Annotated in this window: 15 protein-coding genes; 2 read left to right on the forward strand and 13 right to left on the reverse strand. The window is 60.8% G+C overall.

Going from position 1 to position 22,390, the window contains the following annotated elements; translation table 11 throughout:
• The first annotated feature begins 63 nt into the window (after positions 1–63).
• Positions 64–1,338, forward strand: a complete 1,275-nt coding sequence (locus tag ACEN8Q_RS21300; protein WP_413703704.1) for an MFS transporter — start codon at positions 64–66, stop codon at positions 1,336–1,338.
• Between the two features lie 157 nt (positions 1,339–1,495).
• Here ACEN8Q_RS21300 and hemE read toward each other — a convergent pair whose 3' ends face one another.
• The 11 genes from hemE to ACEN8Q_RS21355 form a co-directional block, all read right to left on the reverse strand.
• Entirely contained in the window at positions 1,496–2,563 is a 1,068-nt protein-coding gene (gene hemE / locus ACEN8Q_RS21305; RefSeq protein WP_413428713.1) for a uroporphyrinogen decarboxylase, read from the reverse strand.
• A 253-nt stretch (positions 2,564–2,816) separates the two neighbouring features.
• Positions 2,817–4,235 (reverse strand): FAD-dependent oxidoreductase, encoded by a 1,419-nt coding sequence (locus ACEN8Q_RS21310; RefSeq protein ID WP_007975602.1) that lies wholly within the window; start codon positions 4,233–4,235, stop codon positions 2,817–2,819.
• 32 nt (positions 4,236–4,267) lie between these two features.
• Positions 4,268–8,713: a glutamate synthase large subunit gene (gltB, locus tag ACEN8Q_RS21315; protein WP_413428714.1), complete on the reverse strand. Its 4,446-nt coding sequence runs from the start codon at positions 8,711–8,713 to the stop codon at positions 4,268–4,270.
• 350 nt (positions 8,714–9,063) lie between these two features.
• Positions 9,064–10,665: an AAA family ATPase gene (locus tag ACEN8Q_RS21320; RefSeq protein WP_413703705.1), complete on the reverse strand. Its 1,602-nt coding sequence runs from the start codon at positions 10,663–10,665 to the stop codon at positions 9,064–9,066.
• A gap of 10 nt (positions 10,666–10,675) precedes the next feature.
• Positions 10,676–11,776: a 3-dehydroquinate synthase gene (gene aroB / locus ACEN8Q_RS21325; RefSeq protein WP_007989324.1), complete on the reverse strand. Its 1,101-nt coding sequence runs from the start codon at positions 11,774–11,776 to the stop codon at positions 10,676–10,678.
• A 150-nt stretch (positions 11,777–11,926) separates the two neighbouring features.
• The gene (gene aroK, locus ACEN8Q_RS21330; protein WP_015093141.1) at positions 11,927–12,445 is read right to left on the reverse strand and encodes a shikimate kinase AroK; all 519 of its coding nucleotides are present in this window, start codon (positions 12,443–12,445) and stop codon (positions 11,927–11,929) included.
• Positions 12,446–12,449: 4 nt separating this feature from the next.
• Complete coding sequence (gene pilQ, locus ACEN8Q_RS21335) at positions 12,450–14,519, reverse strand: type IV pilus secretin PilQ (protein ID WP_413703706.1); 2,070 nt, start codon at positions 14,517–14,519, stop codon at positions 12,450–12,452.
• A gap of 13 nt (positions 14,520–14,532) precedes the next feature.
• Positions 14,533–15,060, reverse strand: coding sequence for a pilus assembly protein PilP (locus ACEN8Q_RS21340; protein ID WP_413703707.1), 528 nt, complete (start codon positions 15,058–15,060; stop codon positions 14,533–14,535).
• Positions 15,057–15,680: a type 4a pilus biogenesis protein PilO gene (gene pilO / locus ACEN8Q_RS21345; protein ID WP_413703708.1), complete on the reverse strand. Its 624-nt coding sequence runs from the start codon at positions 15,678–15,680 to the stop codon at positions 15,057–15,059. Before pilO ends, ACEN8Q_RS21340 begins: the two co-directional genes overlap by 4 nt.
• Complete coding sequence (locus tag ACEN8Q_RS21350) at positions 15,677–16,243, reverse strand: PilN domain-containing protein (protein ID WP_413428445.1); 567 nt, start codon at positions 16,241–16,243, stop codon at positions 15,677–15,679. The genes pilO and ACEN8Q_RS21350 overlap by 4 nt, the downstream gene beginning before the upstream one ends.
• Complete coding sequence (locus tag ACEN8Q_RS21355; RefSeq protein ID WP_413703709.1) at positions 16,243–17,307, reverse strand: pilus assembly protein PilM; 1,065 nt, start codon at positions 17,305–17,307, stop codon at positions 16,243–16,245. The genes ACEN8Q_RS21350 and ACEN8Q_RS21355 overlap by 1 nt, the downstream gene beginning before the upstream one ends.
• 216 nt (positions 17,308–17,523) lie before the next feature.
• On the opposite strand from ACEN8Q_RS21355, the gene ACEN8Q_RS21360 reads away from it, so the two are divergent.
• On the forward strand, positions 17,524–19,962 hold the full coding sequence (locus ACEN8Q_RS21360; RefSeq protein ID WP_413705515.1) for a penicillin-binding protein 1A: 2,439 nt from the start codon (positions 17,524–17,526) through the stop codon (positions 19,960–19,962).
• A 173-nt stretch (positions 19,963–20,135) separates the two neighbouring features.
• On the opposite strand, the gene ACEN8Q_RS21365 is transcribed toward ACEN8Q_RS21360, so the two are convergent.
• Both ACEN8Q_RS21365 and ACEN8Q_RS21370 read right to left on the reverse strand, forming a co-directional pair.
• Positions 20,136–21,404 (reverse strand): malic enzyme-like NAD(P)-binding protein, encoded by a 1,269-nt coding sequence (locus ACEN8Q_RS21365; RefSeq protein WP_008017023.1) that lies wholly within the window; start codon positions 21,402–21,404, stop codon positions 20,136–20,138.
• Between the two features lie 182 nt (positions 21,405–21,586).
• Positions 21,587–22,375: a thermonuclease family protein gene (locus tag ACEN8Q_RS21370; protein ID WP_413428443.1), complete on the reverse strand. Its 789-nt coding sequence runs from the start codon at positions 22,373–22,375 to the stop codon at positions 21,587–21,589.
• Between the last annotated feature and the right edge of the window lie 15 nt (positions 22,376–22,390).

Genomic DNA, 22,390 nt, shown 5'->3' on the forward strand with positions numbered 1-22,390 from the left:
AATCATTAGCCAGCTATATGCTTTTTTCATTGCCTGACCGGCTGCGCTCCTCCGAGGTCCACCGTGAAAACCGCTTCCGCCCCGCTTGCTCAAGTAGCTCCTCCCGCCGCACTGGACGATGCCGTCGTCGAACTGAAAGAGATCTACATCGAAAAAGGCACGCCGGCGTTCATGCACACCGTGCTGGCACTGTTCTGCGGCGGCTTCGCGACCTTCGCCCTGCTCTACTGCGTACAACCGATGATGCCGCTGTTGTCCCACGAATATTCCATCAACGCAGCACAAAGCAGCCTGATCCTTTCCGTGGCCACCGGCATGCTCGCTTTCGGCCTGCTGATCACCGGGCCGATCTCCGACCGCGTCGGGCGCAAGCCGGTGATGGTCGCCGCGCTGTTCGCCGCCGCCCTGTGCACCGTTGCCAGTGCGATGCTGCCGAGCTGGCACGCGGTGCTGGCGATGCGGGCATTGGTGGGGCTGTCATTGAGCGGCCTGGCGGCGGTCGCCATGACCTACCTGAGCGAAGAGATCCACCCGCAACACATCGGTCTGGCGATGGGGCTGTACATCGGCGGTAACGCGATTGGCGGGATGTGTGGGCGCCTGATTACCGGAGTGCTGATCGACTTCGTCAGTTGGCACACGGCAATGCTGGTGATCGGCGGCCTGGCCCTGATTGCGGCGGCGGTGTTCTGGAAAATCCTCCCCGAGTCGCGCAACTTCCGCGCCCGCTCGCTGCACCCGCGCAGCCTGCTCGACGGTTTCACCATGCACTTTCGCGACGCCGGCCTGCCGCTGCTGTTCCTCGAAGCCTTTGTGCTGATGGGTGCGTTCGTCACACTGTTCAACTACATCGGCTATCGCCTGCTGGCCGAGCCGTATCACATGGAACAGGCGTTCGTCGGGATGCTCTCGGTGGTGTACCTGTCAGGCATCTACAGCTCGGCGAAAATCGGCGCCCTGGCCGACAAGCTCGGTCGACGCAAAGTGCTCTGGAGCACCATTGCACTGATGATCGCCGGCCTGGCCCTGACCATGTTCACGCCGCTACCGCTGGTGATCATCGGCATGCTGGTGTTCACCTTCGGCTTCTTCGGCGCCCATTCGGTAGCCAGCAGCTGGATCGGCCGCCGCGCCACCAAGGCCAAGGGGCAGGCTTCGTCGCTGTACCTGTTCAGCTACTACGCCGGGTCGAGTATTGCAGGCACGGCGGGTGGGGTGTTCTGGCATCTGGGTGGCTGGAACGGCATCGGGCTGTTTATCGGCACGCTGCTGGTGATTGCGCTGCTGATCGCATTGAAGCTGGCAAAACTGCCGCCTTTAAGTGGTGTAACGGTATAGACAGAACCCTGTGGGAGCGGGCTTGCTCGCGAAGGCGTCCTGTCAGTCAACATCTTCGTTACTGACACACCGCTTTCGCGAGCAAGCCCGCTCCCACATTTCGATCTGCGCATACAAAAACGCCCGGCATTTGCCGGGCGTTTTTATTGGGTGCTGATCACTCGTGATACTGCGCCGACAACTCATGCACGGCACGCAGGAAGGCGCCAGCATGTTCCGGGTCGACTTCCGGCGTGATGCCATGGCCGAGGTTGAACACGTGGCCGCTGCCCTTGCCGTAGCTGGCCAGAATGCGCCCGACCTCAGCGCGAATGGCTTCCGGTTTGGCGTAGAGCACGGCCGGGTCCATGTTGCCTTGCAGTGCGACCTTGTCGCCGACACGGGCGCGGGCGCTGCCGATGTCGCAGGTCCAGTCCAGGCCCAGTGCATCAGCACCGGCGTCGGCGATGCTTTCCAGCCACAGGCCGCCGCTCTTGGTGAACAGGATCACCGGCACCTTGCGGCCTTCGTGCTCGTGGATCAGGCCGCTGACGATTTTCTTCATGTAGGCCAGGGAGAACTCCTGGTACGCCGCCGCCGAGAGGGCGCCGCCCCAACTGTCGAAGATCTGCACCGCTTGCGCGCCGGCCATGATCTGTCCGTTGAGGTAGCTGGTGACGGTCTGCGCGAGCTTGTCCAGCAGCAGGTGCAAGGCTTGCGGGTTGTCGTAGAGCATGGTTTTGGTCTTGCGGTAGTCTTTCGACGAGCCGCCTTCGACCATGTAGGTGGCCAGTGTCCATGGGCTGCCGGAGAAGCCGATCAGCGGCACACGGCCGTTCAGTTCTCGGCGGATGGTGCTGACCGCGTCCATCACGTAACCCAGGTCTTTCTGCGGATCGGGAATCGGCAGGGCTTCGATGTCGGCCAGGGTGCTGACGACTTTCTTGAAGCGCGGACCTTCGCCGCTTTCGAAGTACAGACCCTGACCCATGGCATCGGGGATGGTCAGGATGTCGGAAAAGAGGATGGCCGCGTCCAGTTGCGGATAGCGGTCCAACGGCTGCATCGTGACTTCGCAAGCGAACGCCGGGTTCATGCACAGGCTCATGAAGTCGCCGGCCTTGGAGCGGCTGGCGCGGTATTCAGGCAGGTAGCGACCGGCTTGACGCATCATCCACACAGGGGTGACGTCTACGGGTTGCTTGAGCAGGGCGCGCAGGAAACGGTCGTTCTTCAGGGCAGTCATGTCGGCATCCGGAAAAAAAGTGAGGGCATTTTCTCAGAGCTAGACGCAAAAGGCACGAATGCAGGTCAGCCTTTTGTCTATCGGGTCAATTTATCGCGGAGAAACACCGGTCTTCGCAACACCACAAAACCAATGTGGGAGCGGGCTTGCTCGCGAATTCGGTGTGTCAGACAAAAAATCTGTCGACTGACACTCCCTCTTCGCGAGCAAGCCCGCTCCCACAGCTTTACTGCATTTCAGCTCAGGATCGCGGTTAGACGCCCAGGTAATCCAGGATCCCTTCCGCCGCATTGCGGCCTTCGAAGATCGCCGTCACCACCAGGTCAGACCCGCGAACCATGTCGCCACCGGCGAAGATTTTCGGGTTGCTGGTCTGGTGCTTGTACTGACCTTGCTCCGGTGCCACGACGCGGCCCTGGCTGTCGGTCTGGATCTCGAACTGCTCGAACCACGGCGCCGGGCTCGGGCGGAAACCGAAAGCGATGACCACGGCGTCGGCCGGGATGATCTCTTCGGAGCCCGGGATCGGCTCAGGGCTGCGACGGCCACGGGCGTCCGGTTCGCCGAGACGGGTCTCGACCACCTTCACGCCTTCGACCTTGTCTTCACCGACAATGGCAATCGGCTGGCGGTTGTAGAGGAACTTCACGCCTTCTTCCTTGGCGTTCTTCACCTCTTTGCGCGAGCCCGGCATGTTCGCTTCGTCACGACGATAGGCACAGGTCACCGACTTGGCGCCCTGGCGGATCGAAGTACGGTTGCAGTCCATCGCCGTGTCGCCACCACCGAGTACCACTACCTTCTTGCCTTTCATGTCGACGAAATCTTCCGGCGACTTTTCAAAGCCCAGGTTGCGGTTGACGTTGGCGATCAGGAAGTCCAGCGCGTCATAGACGCCCGGCAGGTCCTCACCGGCAAAGCCGCCCTTCATGTAGGTATAGGTGCCCATGCCCATGAATACGGCATCGTATTCTTCGAGCAGTTGCTCCATGGTCACGTCCTTGCCCACCTCGGTGTTCAAGCGGAACTCGATGCCCATGCCGGTGAAGACTTCGCGACGATTGCTCAACACGGTCTTTTCCAGCTTGAACTCAGGGATGCCGAAGGTCAGCAGACCGCCGATTTCCGGGTTCTTGTCGAACACCACCGGGGTCACGCCGCCGCGCACCAGCACGTCGGCACAGCCCAGGCCCGCCGGGCCCGCGCCGATGATCGCGACACGCTTGCCGGTCGGCTTGACCTTGGACATGTCCGGGCGCCAGCCCATGGCGAACGCGGTGTCGGTGATGTACTTCTCCACCGAACCGATGGTCACCGCGCCGAAGCCGTCGTTGAGGGTGCAGGCACCCTCGCACAGACGGTCCTGCGGGCACACCCGGCCGCAGACTTCCGGCAGGGTGTTGGTCTGGTGCGACAGCTCGGCGGCCTGGAGGATATTGCCCTCGGCCACCAATTTGAGCCAGTTGGGAATGAAGTTGTGCACCGGGCACTTCCATTCGCAATAGGGGTTACCGCAACCCAGGCAGCGGTGGGCCTGGTCGGCCGACTGCTGGGGTTTGAACGGTTCGTAGATTTCCACGAACTCTTTCTTGCGTTGACGCAACAGTTTCTTCTTCGGATCCTTGCGCCCGACCTCGATGAACTGGAAGTCATTATTCAGACGTTCAGCCATTTTAAAACCTCATCAAACTCTTCAGGCGCATATCACTGCGGGTTGGCACGGGTGCTGGAAAGCAACGATTTCAGGGAGGCAGCCTTTGGCTTGACCAACCAGAAACGGCGCACGTAATCATCGAGGTTCTCGGCGAGTTCACGACCCCACTCGCTGTCGGTTTCCTCGACGTACTCGTTCAGCACGCGTTGCAAATGGCTGCGGTAGGCTTCCATCGCCTCGCCGCTGATCCGCTGGATTTCCACCAGTTCGTGGTTGACCCGGTCAACGAAGGAGTTGTCCTGGTCGAGCACGTAGGCGAAACCGCCGGTCATGCCAGAGCCGAAGTTATAACCGGTCTTGCCCAATACGCAGACGAAACCACCGGTCATGTACTCGCAGCAGTGATCGCCAGTGCCTTCCACGACAGTGTGGGCACCGGAGTTACGCACAGCGAAGCGCTCACCCGCGGTGCCGGCGGCGAACAGCTTGCCGCCGGTGGCGCCGTACAGGCAGGTGTTACCGATGATGGCACTGTCCTGGGTACGGTAGACGCTGCCCTTTGGCGGAACGATCACCAGCTTGCCGCCGGTCATGCCCTTGCCGACATAGTCGTTGGCGTCGCCTTCCAGGTACATGTTCAGGCCGCCGGCGTTCCACACGCCGAAGCTCTGCCCGGCCGTGCCTTTGAAGCGGAACGTGATCGGCGCGTTGGCCATGCCCTGGTTGCCGTGCTTGCGCGCGATTTCGCCGGAGATCCGCGCACCGATGGAACGGTCGCAGTTGCAGATGTCCAGGGCGAACTCGGCGCCGCTCAGGTCGTTGATCGCCGAGGTGGCCATGTCGACCATTTTCTCGGCCAGCAGGCCTTTGTCGAACGGCGGGTTGCGGTCTACGCCACAGAACTGCGGTTTGTCCGCCGGTACGTGGTCGCTGCCCAGCAACGGGGTCAGGTCCAGGTGATGCTGCTTGGCGGTCTGGCCTTCGAGAACTTCCAGCAGATCGGTCCGGCCGATCAGCTCTTCGAGGGAGCGCACGCCCAGCTTGGCCAGCCACTCACGGGTTTCTTCGGCGACGTAGGTGAAGAAATTCACCACCATGTCGACGGTACCGATGTAGTGATCCTTGCGCAGCTTCTCGTTCTGGGTCGCCACGCCGGTGGCGCAGTTGTTCAGGTGGCAGATACGCAGGTATTTGCAGCCCAGGGCAATCATTGGCGCGGTGCCGAAGCCGAAGCTTTCAGCGCCGAGGATGGCCGCCTTGATCACGTCGAGGCCGGTTTTCAGGCCGCCGTCGGTCTGTACCCGGACTTTGCCGCGCAGGTCGTTGCCGCGCAGGGTCTGGTGGGTTTCGGCCAGGCCGAGTTCCCACGGAGCGCCCGCATATTTGATCGAGGTCAGCGGCGATGCACCGGTACCGCCGTCGTAGCCGGAGATGGTGATCAAGTCCGCGTAGGCCTTGGCCACGCCTGCGGCGATGGTGCCGACGCCTGCTTCCGCTACCAGCTTCACCGACACCAGCGCCTGCGGGTTGACTTGTTTCAGGTCGAAAATCAGCTGCGACAAGTCTTCGATCGAGTAGATGTCGTGGTGCGGCGGCGGCGAAATCAGGGTCACGCCCGGCACTGCATAACGCAGCTTGGCGATCAGGCCGTTGACCTTGCCGCCGGGCAGTTGACCGCCCTCGCCTGGCTTGGCGCCTTGGGCGACCTTGATCTGCAGCACTTCAGCGTTGACCAGGTATTCCGGGGTTACACCGAAACGACCGGTGGCAACCTGCTTGATTTTCGAGCTTTTGATGGTGCCGTAGCGCGCCGGGTCTTCGCCGCCTTCACCGGAGTTGGAACGCGCACCAAGGCGGTTCATGGCTTCGGCCAGGGCTTCGTGAGCTTCCGGCGACAGGGCGCCCAGCGAAATACCGGCGGAGTCGAAGCGCTTGAGCACCGACTCCAGCGGTTCGATTTCGCTGATGTCCAGCGGCGTGTCCAGGGTTTTGACTTTCAGCAGGTCGCGGATCATCGACACCGGACGGTTGTCCACCAGCGACGTGTATTCCTTGAACTTGCTGTAGTCGCCCTGCTGCACAGCGGCCTGCAGGGTGTTGACCACGTCCGGGTTGTAGGCGTGGTACTCGCCACCGTGGACGAACTTCAGCAGACCGCCTTGCTGGATCGGCTTGCGCGGGCTCCAGGCTTCGGTGGCCAGCGCTTTCTGCTCGGCTTCGATGTCGACGAAACGCGCACCCTTGATGCGGCTCGGTACGCCCTTGAAGCTCAGGTTGCAGACTTCCTCGGACAGGCCGATCGCTTCGAACAGTTGTGCTCCGCGATAGGAGGTGATGGTCGAGATGCCCATCTTCGACAGGATCTTGAGCAGGCCCTTGGTGATGCCTTTGCGGTAGTTCTTGAACACCTCATAGAGGTCACCCAGCACTTCACCGGTACGGATCAGGTCGCCCAGCACTTCATAAGCCAGGAACGGATAAACGGCAGAGGCGCCGAAACCGATCAACACGGCGAAGTGATGCGGATCGCGTGCGGTTGCGGTTTCCACCAGGATGTTGGAGTCGCAGCGCAGGCCCTTTTCGGTCAGGCGATGGTGCACCGCACCGGTAGCCAGAGAGGCGTGGATCGGCAACTTGCCCGGGGCGATGTGACGGTCACTCAGCACGACCTGGGTACGACCGGAGCGCACGGCTTCTTCAGCCTGATCGGCAACGTTGCGGATTGCCGCTTCCAGGCCGACGCTTTCGTCGTAGTTGAGGTCGATGATCGCGCGCTCGAAGCCCGGACGATCGAGGTTCATCAGCGAGCGCCACTTGGCCGGTGAAATGACCGGCGAGCTGAGGATCACGCGCGAAGCGTGTTCCGGCGACTCCTGGAAGATGTTGCGCTCGGCACCGAGGCAGATTTCCAGCGACATGACGATGGCTTCGCGCAGCGGGTCGATCGGCGGGTTGGTGACCTGCGCGAACTGCTGGCGGAAATAGTCGTATGGCGTGCGCACGCGCTGGGACAGCACGGCCATCGGCGTATCGTCGCCCATCGAGCCCACGGCTTCGTAGCCTTGCTCGCCGAGCGGACGCAGCACCTGATCGCGCTCTTCGAACGTGACCTGGTACATCTTCATGTATTGCTTGAGCTGGTCGACATCGTAGAACGCCGAACCGTGGTCGTTGTCTTCCATGGTCGCCTGGATGCGCAGGGCATTCTTGCGCAGCCATTGCTTGTACGGATGACGGGACTTCAAACGGTTGTCGATCGCGTCGGTGTCGAGGATCTGACCGGTTTCGGTGTCCACGGCAAAGATCTGGCCCGGACCAACGCGGCCCTTGGCGATCACGTCTTCAGGCTGGTAGTTCCAGACACCGATTTCCGAGGCCAGGGTGATGAAGCCGTTCTTGGTGGTGACCCAACGCGCCGGACGCAGACCGTTACGGTCGAGCAGGCATACCGCGTAGCGACCGTCGGTCATGACCACGCCGGCCGGGCCGTCCCACGGCTCCATGTGCATCGAGTTGTATTCGTAGAACGCGCGCAGGTCCGGGTCCATGGTCTCGACGTTCTGCCACGCAGGCGGAATGATCATCCGCACACCACGGAACAGGTCGATGCCACCGGTGACCATCAGCTCCAGCATGTTGTCCATGCTCGAGGAGTCGGAACCGACACGGTTGACCAGCGGGCCGAGTTCTTCCAGGTCCATCAAGTCGTTGGTGAACTTGGTGCGACGGGCCACGGCCCAGTTGCGGTTGCCGGTGATGGTGTTGATCTCGCCGTTGTGCGCCAGGAAGCGGAACGGTTGGGCCAACGGCCATTTCGGCAGGGTGTTGGTGGAGAAGCGCTGGTGGAACACGCAAATCGAGGTTTGCAGGCGCTCATCGCTCAGGTCCGGATAGAAGGCGGTCAAATCCGCCGGCATCATCAGGCCTTTGTAAATGATGGTCTTGTGCGAAAAGCTGCACACGTAGTGATCGACGTCGGCGGCGTTGGCCACGGACGAGCGACGACGGGAGGTGAACAGCTTGACGGCCATGTCCTGATCGCTCAGGCCTTCACCGCCGATGAACACTTGCTCGATCTGCGGCAGGCGCTCAAGGGCCAGGCGGCCGAGGACGCTGGTGTCGATCGGCACTTTGCGCCAGCCGACCAACTGCAGGCCGGCGGCCAGGATCTCGCGGTTCATGTTCTCGCGAGCGGCTTCGGCTTTGACCGGGTCCTGGTTGAAGAAAACCATGCCTACAGCGTACTGCTTGGGCATTTCGACGCCGAAGGTTTCCTGGGCGATGGCTCGCAGGAACACGTCCGGTTTTTGAATCAGCAGACCGCAACCGTCACCGGTCTTGCCGTCGGCATTAATCCCACCGCGGTGGGTCATGCAGGTCAGGGCCTCAATGGCCGTTTGCAAAAGGGTATGACTGGGCTCGCCCTGCATATGGGCTATCAGGCCGAAACCGCAGTTATCCTTGAATTCATCTGGTTGGTACAGACCTGCTTTCATAGACACTTTCTCACCAGGCTGCCTCTGATCGAGGCAAATTTCTTTTCAATTCAACCACTTGCCATCCACGCTGAACGTTCGCCAGCTTTGCGGGGGCAAAAGGGAGGTCATTGTACACACCGACACTTGGCCTCACAAATTTGACGACGAAATGTCGCAAATCTATGTCGCATTTGTGAAAGGTTTAAAGCGATCTGCTGTGCTAGTCAAAACTTTTTTTAATTTTGACCGCAACGACTCAAAGACTACTGTGACGCAGACACCACAAGGCACGCGGCCCGGAGGGCAGCGCGCACTTGTAGAAATTTTGAGGTGCTTGGAGAGGCGGCCTGGGTAAGGCCGCCGAATCTTCAGCGAGTTGTTGCCAGTTCCTGTTGGACGCTGGCGACAGTGCGAGGCCAAGGTTTACCAGCCTGAACCTTCGCTGGCAAGGCCTTGATGGCGGAAACGGCTGCATCACGATTGGCGAAGTTGCCGTAGGTGATCACGTAAAGCGGCTTGCCATTGAGGACTTTCTTGAAATAACGGTACTCGCCGCCCTGCTCCTTGACGAAGCTTTGTGCGGCAGTTTCGGAGCTGGTGCCGAGGATTTGCACCACGTAGTTGCCCGGCGCCTGACCGGCGTACCAGGTACCGCCAGCAGCCTTGGCCACCGGAGCCGGTTTCTCGACAGGCTTGGTCGCCGCAGCAACGGCTGGCTTGGCTGGCGCTGGTGCAGGCTTGGCCACTGGAGCAGGCGCCGGAACAGGCGCTGGCTTGGCGGTGGCGACCTGAGTCGGCGCGGGGGTCGGCTTGGCGGCTGGCGTTGGCGCAGGGCCGGCAGGGACGCCCACAGGCGGCGCAGTGGTGGTCACCGTCGGCGGTGTAGCGCTGGAGCCTTCGACCGGCACACCATCGTCACCCTCGGTAATGCCACCTGCCGCTTCAGCCAGTGGGCCGCGCATGACCGGTTGCGAGTTGCCGACCAACGGCAACGGCATCGGTTGCGTGTTGCCGGCGAATTCGACGGCAGGAGCACCGCCATTCGCTGCTGGCTGCCCCTGACCGAGCGGCAGTTGCGCCTGCTCGTTGGCCGGTGCACCCGTGGTCGGTGCCTTGTTGCGACCCGGCATCAACCAGGCGGCCGCTACCGCGACCACGACAACAGCGGAAATCGCCAATACGTGTTTCTTCGGCATATTGAACCCCATTTTTGGACGCTTGACCGCTGTGCGGCTGGCGATCATGGCTTCGATCATTGCATCGCGGGCCACCTGGTTGATGCTGCCAGGCCAGCCTTCGGAGCTTTCGTGAATATCAGAGATCTGATCTGCGGTGAAAAGTTCGATACCGCGACCGGCGCCTTCAAGCCGCTGCTCCAGATATTCGCGGGTTTCTTCCTCGGTGTAGGGTTGCAGTTCGATGACATGGAAACGCTCTTCCTCGAGATGCAAAGCATCAAGCTGAGCAATCATCGAGGATTCACCGAACAGGAACACATGCGGACGGCCTTCAGGCGCGCCGGCAGCCAGGGTCATCAGCGCCTCAAGGGCGGACTCGTCGAGCTGTTCGGCGTCATCGACCAGCAGATAGACCTCTTGCCCGGTCAGTGCAAGCTGCACCACTTGCGCCAGAATAGCGTCGACATCAGCCTGGCCGACGTTCAGCGCCTGGGCCACCTGGCGCAATACCCCGGCCGCATCGCCGGCGCCGCGGGCAGAAACCACCACACTCTGTACCGATTGCTTGTTGGTGCTGGCGACCAGGGCCTGACGCAACAGGGTCTTGCCACTGCCCTCGGGGCCGGTGACCACCAGCAGCAACTGGCTGTAACGGGCCAGGTGATGCAATTGTCCCAGCACGGGCTTGCGCTGGGCCGGGAAAAATTTGAAGCCAGGCACCCGTGGAGCAAAAGGGTCGTGACTCAACTGGTAATGGCCGAGGAAAGCCTCGTCGGCATGCAAACTAGTCATCGTGTTCTTATTAACCTTTAAGCTGAGCCAGGGCGCGGTAGTCTGCCCCCAGCGTGGCCTGTAGAACCTCTTTCGGATAATCGTCGGTCACCACCGCTTCACCCATGTGGCGCAGCAGCACCAGGCGCAAACGACCGTCGATCACTTTTTTATCAATGGACATGTGTTCGAGGAAATCGGCTTCTGTCATTTCTTCTGGCGGAACGACCGGCAGCCCCGCACGCTGGAACAGACGAATGCCGCGATCGCGCTCCTGCTCGCTGATCCAGCCGAGTCGCGTGGACATTTCCAGCGCCATTACAGTGCCAGCAGCCACAGCCTCACCATGAAGCCATACACCATAGCCCATGTGGGTTTCGATGGCGTGGCCAAAAGTGTGGCCCAGGTTCAGCGTGGCACGCACGCCCGTTTCTTTCTCATCGGCACCGACCACCGCCGCCTTGGCCGCGCAGGAACGCTCGATGGCATAGGTCAGGGCTTGCTGATCCAGGTTGCGCAGGCGGTCGACGTTGTCTTCGAGCCAGGTCAGGAACGGCTCATCACAGATCAGCCCGTACTTGATGACTTCGGCCAATCCGGCGGACAGCTCGCGCGCCGGCAGGGTATTGAGGCTGGCGGTATCGATCAGCACCACGTTCGGCTGATAGAAGGCGCCGACCATGTTCTTGCCCAGCGGGTGGTTGATCCCGGTCTTGCCGCCCACCGAAGAGTCGACTTGCGACAGCAGCGTGGTCGGAACCTGGATGAAATCGACGCCGCGCTGGTAGCAGGCGGCGGCAAAGCCGGCCATGTCACCGATCACACCGCCACCGAGGGCGATCACCGTGGTGCGGCGATCATGCCGGGCGGTCAGCAGGCCGTCGAAAATCAGTTGAAGGGTTTCCCAGGTCTTGAAGGCTTCGCCGTCGGGCAGCACCACGGAAATCACCGAGAACTGCGCCAGGCTGCGGGTCAGACGCTCGAGATAGAGCGGCGCAACAGTCTCGTTGGAGATGATCGCTACTTGCCGTCCGCGAATATGCGGGGCCAGCAGCTCAGGCTGATCCAACAAACCTTCGCCAATATGAATCGGGTAGCTGCGTTCGCCTAGATCGACCTTGAGTGTCTGCATGTGTCCCCACAGTGAAGATGAATCAGGCATCCTGCCCTGAGTTAACGAATATCTACGGCCTCTGCTGGTGTGACGCCGTTCGGTAGCCATCCGCCACAACCTTGAGCAGTCATGGCGGGACGCCGAGGATAGCGCATTTCGCGCGGCGCTTTAACGGGGTGGCAACTGCTGCAGGCGCTCTAGAATGTCGAGTACGACCATTCGTGGCGGCCGCTCATCGGTTTCGACCACCAGGTCGGCAATTTCCCGATAAAGCGGATCGCGGATCGCCAACAGATCCCGAAGGGTCTTGGCCGGATCGGCAGTACGCAACAATGGCCGATTGCGGTCGCGGGCCGTGCGGCCGACCTGCTGCTCGACCGAGGCATGCAGATAAACCACCCGCCCACCGGCATGCAGTGCCCGACGATTGGCTTCGCGCATGACCGCGCCCCCACCTGTCGCCAGCACCACACCGTCGTAATCGCACAGCTCGGCAATCATTGCCTGCTCGCGATCACGAAAGCCCGGTTCGCCTTCTTTATCGAAGATCCAAGGGATATTGGCGCCCGTGCGCAATTCAATTTCCTTATCGGAATCTTTGAATGGCAGGCGCAGCTCTTTGGCCAGCAACCGGCCGATGGTGCTTTTTCCAGCACCCATCGGTCCAACAAGAATCAAATTTCGCACAGAATCAATGACTCACAGCAATCGCCTGATTATTCATGATACGCGGAGTGAGGAATACCAACAGCTCGGATTTTTTCTCCGAAACCACATCACGCCGGAAAAGGCGGCCAAGATACGGCACATCGCCAAGAAATGGCACCTTATCTACGACCTTGCTCTGAGTATTTGAGAAAACGCCGCCAATGACGATGGTCTCGCCATCGTTGACCAGGACCTTGGCGTTGACTTCGTTTTTCTTGATGGGCGGCACATCCTGGACCTTGTTCAGGAAGTCCGGTTCGTCCTTGGTCACCTTGACCTCCATGATGATCCGGTTATCGGGCGTGATCTGCGGTGTCACTTCCAGTGACAGCGAAGCTTCCTTGAACGACACCGAAGTCGCACCACTGGAACTGGCTTCCTGATAGGGAATCTCGGTGCCCTTGAGGATTTTGGCGGTCTCCTTGTCGGACGTGACCACCTTGGGTTGCGAGACGATTTCGCCGTTGCCGGTTTTTTCCATCGCCGTCAGCTCCAGGTCCAGCAAGACGTTATCGGTGATGAACGCGATGCCGATTCCCGAGGTGTTATTGGCCGCGCCCATGTCGACGAACGGTGAATTGGTGCTGGTACTGCCGGGCGTGCCAATGGTCGACGACCCATTGACCCCATTGCTGACGCCGGAGGTGTTCCAGTTACCCTTGTTCTGTATCGAACCACCCCAGCGCACCCCGAGGCTTTTGTCATAGTCGACGTTGGCTTCGACGATCCGGGCCTCGATCATGACCTGACGCACAGGGATATCCAGCTGTGTGACGATCCTGCGCAGCTCGTCAAGCCGGTCCTGGGTCTGGTAGGCAATGATGTTGTTGGTGCGCTCATCGACGGTGATCGACCCCCGTTCGTCGGATTTCGCTTCGGCACTGGTCACCGACTGGAAGAGCTTGGCGATGTCCGCCGCCTTGGCGTAATTCACCTGCAACAGTTCCCGACGCAACGGCGCCAGATCGGCAATCTGCTTCTGTGATTCCAGCTCCTGACGCTCACGGGCAGCAATTTCATCGGCCGGCGCAACAAGCAGGACATTGCCGACCTTGCGCTTATCCAGCCCCTTGGTTTTCAGCACCAGATCCAGCGCCTGATCCCAAGGCACGTTCTGCAAGCGCAACGTGATGCCACCCTGCACAGTGTCGCTGGCCACCAGATTGAGGTTGGTGAAATCGGCGATCAGTTGCAGCACCGAACGCACATCGATGTCCTGGAAATTCAGCGAAAGCTTCTCGCCGCTGTAGGCATGCTGCCCGGCATTGCGCTTTTGCAGGTTGTCGACCGTCGCCGGGCGAACGCTGATCGTAAGCTTGCTGTCGGCCTGATAGGTCGAGTAATCGAACGCGCCACCAGGCTCAATGCTGATGATGGCTCGATCTCCACTCGCGCTGGCATTGACGAACTGCACCGGTGTGGCGAAATCCTTCACATCCAGACGCACGCGCAACGGCTCAGGCAATCGGGTTTTGGCAAACCCGACGATGATCTTGCCCTCGCGCTCTTGTATATCGGGCGCCATCGCTGGATCCGACAAGTCGATCACCACATTGCCTTCGCCCTGTGTGCCTCGCTGAAAATCCACACCCCGAATGGACTTGCCTGTGGTTACTGCGGCTCGCGCCGGAACCGGCATTGCCGTGGCGGCCGACCTGGATGCCGACGGCTTGACACCCTGCCCGACTACCACCAGCAAATTGTTGCCTTCAATTCGCGAGTCGTACGGGGCCGGCTGGGCCAGGTTGATGATCAATCGCGTACGGTCTCCGGCTTCCACCACCGTTGCACTACGGGCATTTCCACTGCCGAGATCGCGAGTCTTGCTGGCCAACCGACTGGCGACACCGGGCAAATCCAGCGCAATCCGGGCTGGTGATTCCGTCGTGTAGCCGTGGGGCACCGGGGGCGGCTCATCGAACGACAACTTCAACTCGACACGGTCTCCCGGCAGCGCAGCGACATCCAGCGCCTTGAGATTGGCCGCTTGTACCATCGGCGACAACAACGCTATCCATAGCGAAAGGCCGAAGGCTGCGAAAATCCTGTTCATTATTCGAGTTCCACTATGAGTGCTCTTTCAAAGGGATGGTCCGGGGACGCTCCAGCCACGCGCCCTGACCATCAGGGACAATTTCAACCACATCGACTTGCGAGCCGCTGATCGCAACGATCCGTCCGTCGTTACGTCCCAGGTAATCGCCGACTTTCAGCCGGTGCACCCCACCCGCCCCGCGCAGCAGGGCATAGGAGCCCGTTGCATTGGAAAGGGTGCCGACCATTTCAAACTGCTCGATGTTGAAACCTTCGAGGTATTGCTTGACCCGACCAGGGTCGGGCTTGACGTTACGTGAGCCCCGCCGTTGAGCCGCCGGATCAGTACTGCTCTGCGGTGAAAACGGGCTGCGCAGATTTGCCGCGTTGTAGGTGAATGTCGGGTAAGACCGGAATACCGGCGTTGGTTCAATCCTGTCCGGCCCACGCTGGCGCATTTCGTTCATGTACGCGTCCAGATCGCTGTAGTCATCGCCGACGTCACAACCGGCCAGAGCAGACAGCAACACCACCACCGAAAAACATCGCGCCTGCCTCATTGATGCTGCCCCTTGTCGCTGTAGCGGTAGGTCCGGGCGAGGATGCTCAAGCGCAGTTTCGGACCACCCTGGGGGCTGACGGGGGCAAGGTCGAAATCGTGCAGGGTAACGATTCGCGGCAACCCGGCCACACCACTGACAAAGCTGGCCAGGGCGTGGTAATCCCCGGTGACGGTGAGCTGGATCGGCAGTTCGATGTAGAACGGCTGGGCGACCTCCGGCAGCAGCTTGATCTCTTCGAACTCCAGGCCACTGCCCAGACCGGTACGAGTGATGTCTTCCAGCAAGCCGGGCACTTCGGTGTCACTGGGCAGTTGCCGCAACAGCATGCCGAAGGAGTTCTCCATCTCCTTCAACTGCTGGGTGTAGAGGTCCAGATTCGCCGCCATGCGGGCCTTGCCAGCGAACTGTTCCTTGAGTGTCGACTCTTCCTCGCGACTGAGATCGAGCTGGCTCTCGAGGTCGCGAGTGGAAAAGTTGTAGCCAAGGGCCAGCACCAGCAGCATGAGCAAACCGGCCACCAGAAACTTGATCGCTGGCGGCCAGGAACCCATGTTGCCGGTATCCAGATCATTGATGTCGATCCTGCGCAGCCCTTCGAACCATTCGGATGGCCTCATTTGCCTTCCTCCGGTGCTGCGGGTCGAGTCTGGCGAACGGTCAACTGGAAGACACTGGCCGGCTCCACCTGACCGGCAGCCGCCGCTTTGACTTCAGTCAGGCTCGGCGCATCGAACCAGTCTGATGCCTCGAGGTTGCGCATCAAGTCTGAAACACGGCTGTTCGATTGCGCAGCTCCGGCGATGGACAAGGTCTTTCCGGTCATTTTCACTTCGGTGAAATACACGCCGTCGGGCAGGGCTCGCGCCAACTGGTCAAACATTCGCCCACTGATTTGGCGATTGCCTTGCAGGTCCCGGATGATGCGCATGCGCTCGATCAGTTGCTGACGGCGCGCCTTGAGATCGTTGATCTGAGTGATCCGCTCATCGACCACGGCGATTTGCTTGCCGATGTAATTGTTACGGGCGATTTGCCGATCGATAGCGCCACTGATGACCTGGTTGGCGACCAGCACCGCGCCCATCGTGCCCACCATCACGGCCACCAGGACCAGCAGGAAGCGCTTGCGGCGCGCTTCACGCCGCTCCTCGCGCCAAGGCAGAAGGTTGATCCGTGCCATCAGTCAAAGCTCCTGAGGGCAAGACCACAGGCGATCATCAACGCCGGGGCATCACTCGCCAGGGCAGCACCATTGACCTTGTTGCCCAGAATCATTTCGGAAAAAGGATTCGCGACCTGGGTCGGCGTGCCCAATTGCTGCTCGACCAAACGGTCCAGCCCCGGGACCGACGCGGTACCGCCGGCCAGCAGGATATGGTCGACGCTGCTGTACTGGCCGGAGGCAAAGAAGAACTGCAACGAGCGCGATACCTGCTGCACCAGCGCCTCTCGGAATGGCTGCAAGACCTCACCGGCATAGTCATCCGGCAAGCCGCCCTTCTTTTGCGCCAGACCCGCCTGCTCCAGCGCCAGGCCATAACGACGCTGGATTTCCTCGGTCAACTGCCGACCGCCGAACAGCTGTTCACGGGTGTAGATAATCCGCCCGTTCTGCAGCACGCTCAGGGTGGTCATGGTGGCGCCGATATCCACCACTGCGACAGTCAAACGCTCCCCGGAGACCGCGAGCCGACTGGCCAGCAAGCCGAATGAGCGCTCCAGCGCGTAGGCCTCGACATCGACCACGCGGGCGGTCAGCCCCGCCAGCGTCAGGGCCGCCTCGCGGACTTCGACGTTTTCCTTGCGGCAAGCGGCGAGCAGCACGTTGACGCGCTCCGGATTGCGCACGGAGGCGCCCAAGACTTCAAAGTCGATCGCGACTTCATCCAGGGGGTAAGGAATGTACTGATCGGCCTCGATCTTCAGCTGGCTTTCCATCTCGTCTTCGCAAAGCCCGGCATCCATCTCGATGATCTTGGTGATCACTGCCGAGCCTGCCACGGCCACGGCCACGTTCTTGAGGCCGGTTCTGGCCTTGGCCAGCGCGCGAGTGAGGGCCAGCCCCACGCCTTCGAGCTCAGCGATGTTTTTCTCGATCACAGCGCCAACCGGCAAGGGCTCGACCGCATAGGCTTCGACCCGGTAGCGCTCGCCCTGACGGCTCAACTCCAGAAGCTTCACCGAGGTGGAGCTGATATCGATTCCCAGCAGCGTACTGGATTTTTTGTTGAAGAGTCCTGGCACTACCGATTCCCTATGACTTTCCGTGAGTTACGGACTCTGCAATGTCCATTGCGTTCAATCCGCCCGTCTTGACAGCAGCGCCAACCACGCTCCCGGTCAGAAAAATGCTTATAATGCCCAGCGTTTTTTTCCGCATTTGCTCAAGCGCGGGTCGTTCTCATTTAGCCTGAACCCTGTTGCCCAATTCATTTTTGCCCTGGATATCCAAAAGCCTTGATTCGTCTGCTGAAGTTTTTCGGTTGGTCCATCGTCGCGGTTTTCTGCGGACTCCTTCTGGGTCTGAGCGGGGCGTACCTCTACCTTAGTCCCGGGCTTCCGTCCGTGGAGGCGCTGAGAAGCATCCAGTTGCAGATTCCTTTGCGGGTCTACAGCAGCGATAACAAGTTGATCGCAGAGTTTGGCGAAATGCGCCGTACACCGATCCGTTTCGCCGACATTCCCCCCAATTTCATCAATGCGTTACTAAGTGCTGAAGACGACAATTTCGCCAACCACTACGGCGTCGATCCGAGCAGTCTGATGCGTGCCGCGACCCAACTGGTCAAAAGCGGACACATCCAGTCCGGCGGCAGCACGATCACCATGCAAGTGGCGAAGAACTTCTTCCTGAGCAGCGAACGCAGCTTTTCGCGCAAGACCACCGAGATCCTGCTGGCCCTGCAGATCGAACGACAGCTGACCAAGGACGAGATCCTCGAGCTGTACGTCAACAAGATCTATCTGGGTAACCGTGCATACGGCATCGAGGCGGCAGCGCAGGTCTATTACGGCAAATCGATCCGCGACGTCAGCCTGGCGCAGATGGCGATGATTGCCGGCCTGCCCAAGGCGCCGTCGCGCTTCAACCCGCTGGCCAACCCGGCGCGCAGCAAGGAGCGTCGCGACTGGATCCTGGGGCGCATGTACAAGCTCGGAAAAATCAGCGAAGCCGACTACACCGCAGCGGTCAACGAGCCGCTGAACGCCAGCTATCACGTGCCGACTCCGGAAGTGAACGCCCCGTACATCGCCGAAATGGCCCGCGCCGAGATGGTCGGACGCTATGGCAGCGACGCGTATACCGAAGGCTTCCGCGTCACCACCACGGTGCCGAGCGACCTCCAGGAACTGGCCAACACCGCGGTCCACGAAGGCCTGATGACCTACGATCAGCGTCACGGCTATCGCGGCCCCGAGTCGCGGCTGCCGGGCAAGACTCGCGAAGCCTGGGCAACCGAGCTGACCAAACAACGCACCATCAGCAGCCTGGAACCGGCCATCGTCACCCTGGTCGACAAGAACGGCCTGCAAGTGCTGACCCGCACCGGTCAGGAACACGTGAACTGGGACACCATGAAATGGGCCCGGCCGTTCCTGAATACCAACAGCATGGGCGCCAACCCGAAACAACCGTCGGACGTGGCCCAGGTCGGCGATCTGATTCGCGTGCAGCGTCAGCCGGACAATTCGCTGAAGTTCAGCCAGATCCCGCAGGCCCAGGGCGCACTGGTGTCCCTGGACCCACAGAACGGCGCCATTCGTTCGCTGGTCGGCGGCTTCGCCTTCGAGCAGAGCAACTACAACCGCGCATTGCAGGCCAAGCGCCAGCCGGGTTCGAGCTTCAAACCGTTCGTGTACAGCGCTGCACTGGACAGCGGCTACACCGCCTCCAGCCTGGTGAACGACGCACCGATCGTGTTCGTCGACGAGTACCTGGACAAGGTCTGGCGTCCGAAGAACGACACCAACACCTTCCTCGGCCCGATTCGCCTGCGTGAAGCGCTGTACAAGTCGCGCAACCTGGTGTCGATCCGCTTGCTGCAAGCCATGGGCGTCGGCAAGACCATCGACTACATCACTCGCTTCGGCTTCAACAAACAGGACCTGCCACCCAACCTGTCCCTGGCGCTGGGCACCGCGACCCTGACGCCTATGGAAATCGCCACCGGCTGGAGCGCCTTCGCCAACGGCGGCTACAAGATCACCCCGTACATCATCGACAAGATCGAAAGCCGCAACGGCGACACACTGTTCGTCGCCAACCCGCCGAGCGTGCCTCAGGGCGGCGCTGCCAGCGATGGCATTGCCGCACCGGCCCCTCAAGCCTTCACGGTCAACGTAACGCCGGGCGAAGTCCCAGGTACTACGCCGACGCCACAGGCACCCGCCGTTGCCGAACGCATCATTGACGGACGCACCACCTACATTCTCAACAGCATGCTCGAGGACGTGATCAAGCTCGGCACCGGGCGTCGCGCACTGGCCCTGGGCCGCCCCGACATTGCCGGCAAGACCGGTACGACCAACGAGTCCAAGGACGCCTGGTTCTCCGGCTACAACGCCGATTACGTGACGACCGTATGGACCGGTTTCGATCAACCGGAAAGCCTGGGCCGCAAGGAATTCGGCGGCACCGTCGCGCTGCCGATCTGGATGAATTACATGGGCCCCGCACTCAAAGGCAAACCGCCGCATACGCAGCCTGAGCCGGAAGGCATCCTCAGCCTGAGAGTCGATCCGGTCAGCGGCCGCGCAGCCAGCCCGGGCACGCCAGGTGCTTACTTCGAGCTGTTCAAGGCCGAAGATACGCCACCGTCGGTCAACGAGATCGGCAGTGGCACGGCACCGGGCAGCCCGTTGCCAGCGGATGAACAGGCGCCGATCGATTTGTTCTAGAGGAGCAGCTGTAGGAGCGAGCTTGCTCGCGAAGGACTCAAGGGCGACGCGCTTATTCAGAACACACGCGTTATCGTTGACGTCCATCGTCGGAACGCCGCCCGGAGCAAGCTCGCTCCTACAGCCATAAAAAAACCCAGCACTTGGCTGGGTTTTTTTATGGGCGGCTGCTCTTAGCCGTTGAACACGTCATCCACGCTTTTGAGCGGGTAGTTCTTCGGATACGGCAGGGTCGCCACACCGGTCTCGATGGCGGCTTTGGCCACGGCATCGGAGATCAGGGTGATCAGACGGGCATCCATTGGCTTCGGAATGATGTACTCACGACCGAATTCCAGCTTGATGCCGCCATAGGCGTCGCACACTTCCTGAGGCACTGGCAGCTTGGCCAGTTCACGCAGGGCGTTGGCCGCAGCCACTTTCATTTCTTCGTTGATGCGCTTGGCGCGAACGTCCAGGGCACCGCGGAAGATGAACGGGAAGCCCAGTACGTTGTTGACCTGGTTCGGGTAGTCGGAACGACCGGTGGCCATGATCACGTCGCTACGGGTAGCGTGTGCCAGTTCCGGGGAGATTTCCGGATCAGGGTTGGAGCACGCGAACACGATCGGGTTGGCCGCCATGGACAGCAGGCCTTCAGGGCTCAGCAGGTTCGGGCCGGACAGGCCTACGAACACGTCAGCGCCTTGCAGGGCGTCAGCCAGGGTGCGCTTGTCGGTCGCGTGAGCGAACACCGCCTTGTACTGGTTCAGGTCGTCACGGCCGGAGTGGATCACGCCGGTACGGTCGACCATGTAGATGTTTTCGATGTTGGCGCCCATGCTCACCAGCAACTTCATGCAGGAGATGGCGGCAGCGCCGGCACCCAGGCAGACGATCTTGGCTTGCGGCAGGGTTTTGCCAGCAATTTCCAGGGCGTTGATCATGCCGGCGGCGGTCACGATAGCGGTGCCGTGCTGGTCATCGTGGAATACCGGAATATCGCACTGCTCGATCAGAGCACGTTCGATTTCAAAGCACTCTGGTGCCTTGATGTCTTCCAGGTTGATGCCACCGAAGGTGATGGAAATGCGCTTGACGGTGTCGATGAAGGCCTGCGGGCTTTCGGAGTCGACTTCGATGTCGAAAACGTCGATGCCGGCGAAGCGCTTGAACAGTACGCCCTTACCTTCCATCACTGGCTTGGAAGCCAATGGGCCGAGGTTACCCAGGCCGAGAATCGCGGTGCCATCGGAAATGACTGCAACCAGGTTGCCTTTGCCGGTGTACTTGTAGGCCAGTTCAGGATCGCGGGCGATCTCGCGTACTGGTTCGGCTACGCCCGGGCTGTAGGCCAGCGACAGGTCGCGAGCGGTAGCAGTGGCCTTGGTGAGCTCGACACTCAGCTTCCCTGGACGAGGATTGGCGTGATATTCGAGAGCGGCAGTTTTCAGATCAGACATTTTGGCATTCCGCTTTTACTGTTGGACAGACTGGTCAGCGAGGATACGCGCCTCGCAAAGTCCCCACAAGACTGACCGGTCACCCCTGTCAAGCGCCCTGCCCTACGACTTTGGGCCAAGAGCCACGACTTACAAGGGTTAGACTGTTCACAATCGGCAGAAAAAATGTCTACAATTTTTTATCACGGCACCGCTTGAAGCATCGCCGGGTCGGTCAAGGGCAACATCCAGCGTGCCTGGCCTTCCTTGAGGCCGCCTTTGCGCGAGCGATCCAGCACCCAGCCACGCGCCTCGACCTGCTTGCCTTTGAGGCCTTCCAGCGAATTCATATCGAAACGCGCCAGCAGATTGGGTGCAACGCGCAATACAACTGAATCCTGCAACTCGATCCAAACCCCGCCGCGATTGCGTTGCACCTTGCTCACACGACCGCTGAGCACGGCAAAACCGGAAGCGCTGATCTGCTCCGCTTTCAGTACAGGTGACTGGCGCCAGACACCGAGCCCGGCCTGACGAGCGTTGCGTTCTGCGGCTTGCTGACAGGCGACCAGATCGACATTCGGCGCCACCGCCACCTGAAAACCCAGGCCTTCGGCAAGCAATTGCGCTTCCAGGTTGGCGCCGTCTGCACCATAGACATGGGCCAGGGTGCGGCCGTAATGGTCCTTGCTTTCTTTGCCAGGCACCAACCCGACCCGCCCGTCACTCGCCGCCACCAAGGCTTCGAGGCGTTTGCGTGCGGCCACGGCGAACGGCTCGTCGGAACGGCCCTTTTTACCCAGCTCCGGCGTGTTCAAGCCGATCATGCGCACATTGCGGCCATCGCTCAGGCGCAAAGTGTCGCCGTCCACCACCCGCTGCACCGCAACGGGCGCCAGGTCGCCTGGCGCCGGGCAAAAGGCCTGGGCGCCAGACAGCCAAATCGCAGACATAAAAAAGGCGCCCGCAAGGGACGCCTTCTTCATCAGCATGGAAAAACCGTAGCG

Source organism: Pseudomonas sp. Pseusp16 (assembly GCF_047324915.1).
Classification (GTDB): Bacteria; Pseudomonadota; Gammaproteobacteria; order Pseudomonadales; family Pseudomonadaceae; genus Aquipseudomonas; species Aquipseudomonas fluorescens_CD.

Coding starts and splice junctions, on each gene's coding strand:
- hemE (WP_413428713.1), bottom strand. CDS start 2,563: ATGACTGCCCTGAAGAACGACCGTTTCCTGCGCGCCCTGCTCAAGCAA.
- ACEN8Q_RS21310 (WP_007975602.1), bottom strand. CDS start 4,235: ATGGCTGAACGTCTGAATAATGACTTCCAGTTCATCGAGGTCGGGCGC.
- gltB (WP_413428714.1), bottom strand. CDS start 8,713: ATGAAAGCAGGTCTGTACCAACCAGATGAATTCAAGGATAACTGCGGT.
- ACEN8Q_RS21320 (WP_413703705.1), bottom strand. CDS start 10,665: ATGACTAGTTTGCATGCCGACGAGGCTTTCCTCGGCCATTACCAGTTG.
- aroB (WP_007989324.1), bottom strand. CDS start 11,776: ATGCAGACACTCAAGGTCGATCTAGGCGAACGCAGCTACCCGATTCAT.
- pilQ (WP_413703706.1), bottom strand. CDS start 14,519: ATGAACAGGATTTTCGCAGCCTTCGGCCTTTCGCTATGGATAGCGTTG.
- ACEN8Q_RS21340 (WP_413703707.1), bottom strand. CDS start 15,060: ATGAGGCAGGCGCGATGTTTTTCGGTGGTGGTGTTGCTGTCTGCTCTG.
- pilO (WP_413703708.1), bottom strand. CDS start 15,680: ATGAGGCCATCCGAATGGTTCGAAGGGCTGCGCAGGATCGACATCAAT.
- ACEN8Q_RS21350 (WP_413428445.1), bottom strand. CDS start 16,243: ATGGCACGGATCAACCTTCTGCCTTGGCGCGAGGAGCGGCGTGAAGCG.
- ACEN8Q_RS21365 (WP_008017023.1), bottom strand. CDS start 21,404: ATGTCTGATCTGAAAACTGCCGCTCTCGAATATCACGCCAATCCTCGT.
- ACEN8Q_RS21370 (WP_413428443.1), bottom strand. CDS start 22,375: ATGCTGATGAAGAAGGCGTCCCTTGCGGGCGCCTTTTTTATGTCTGCG.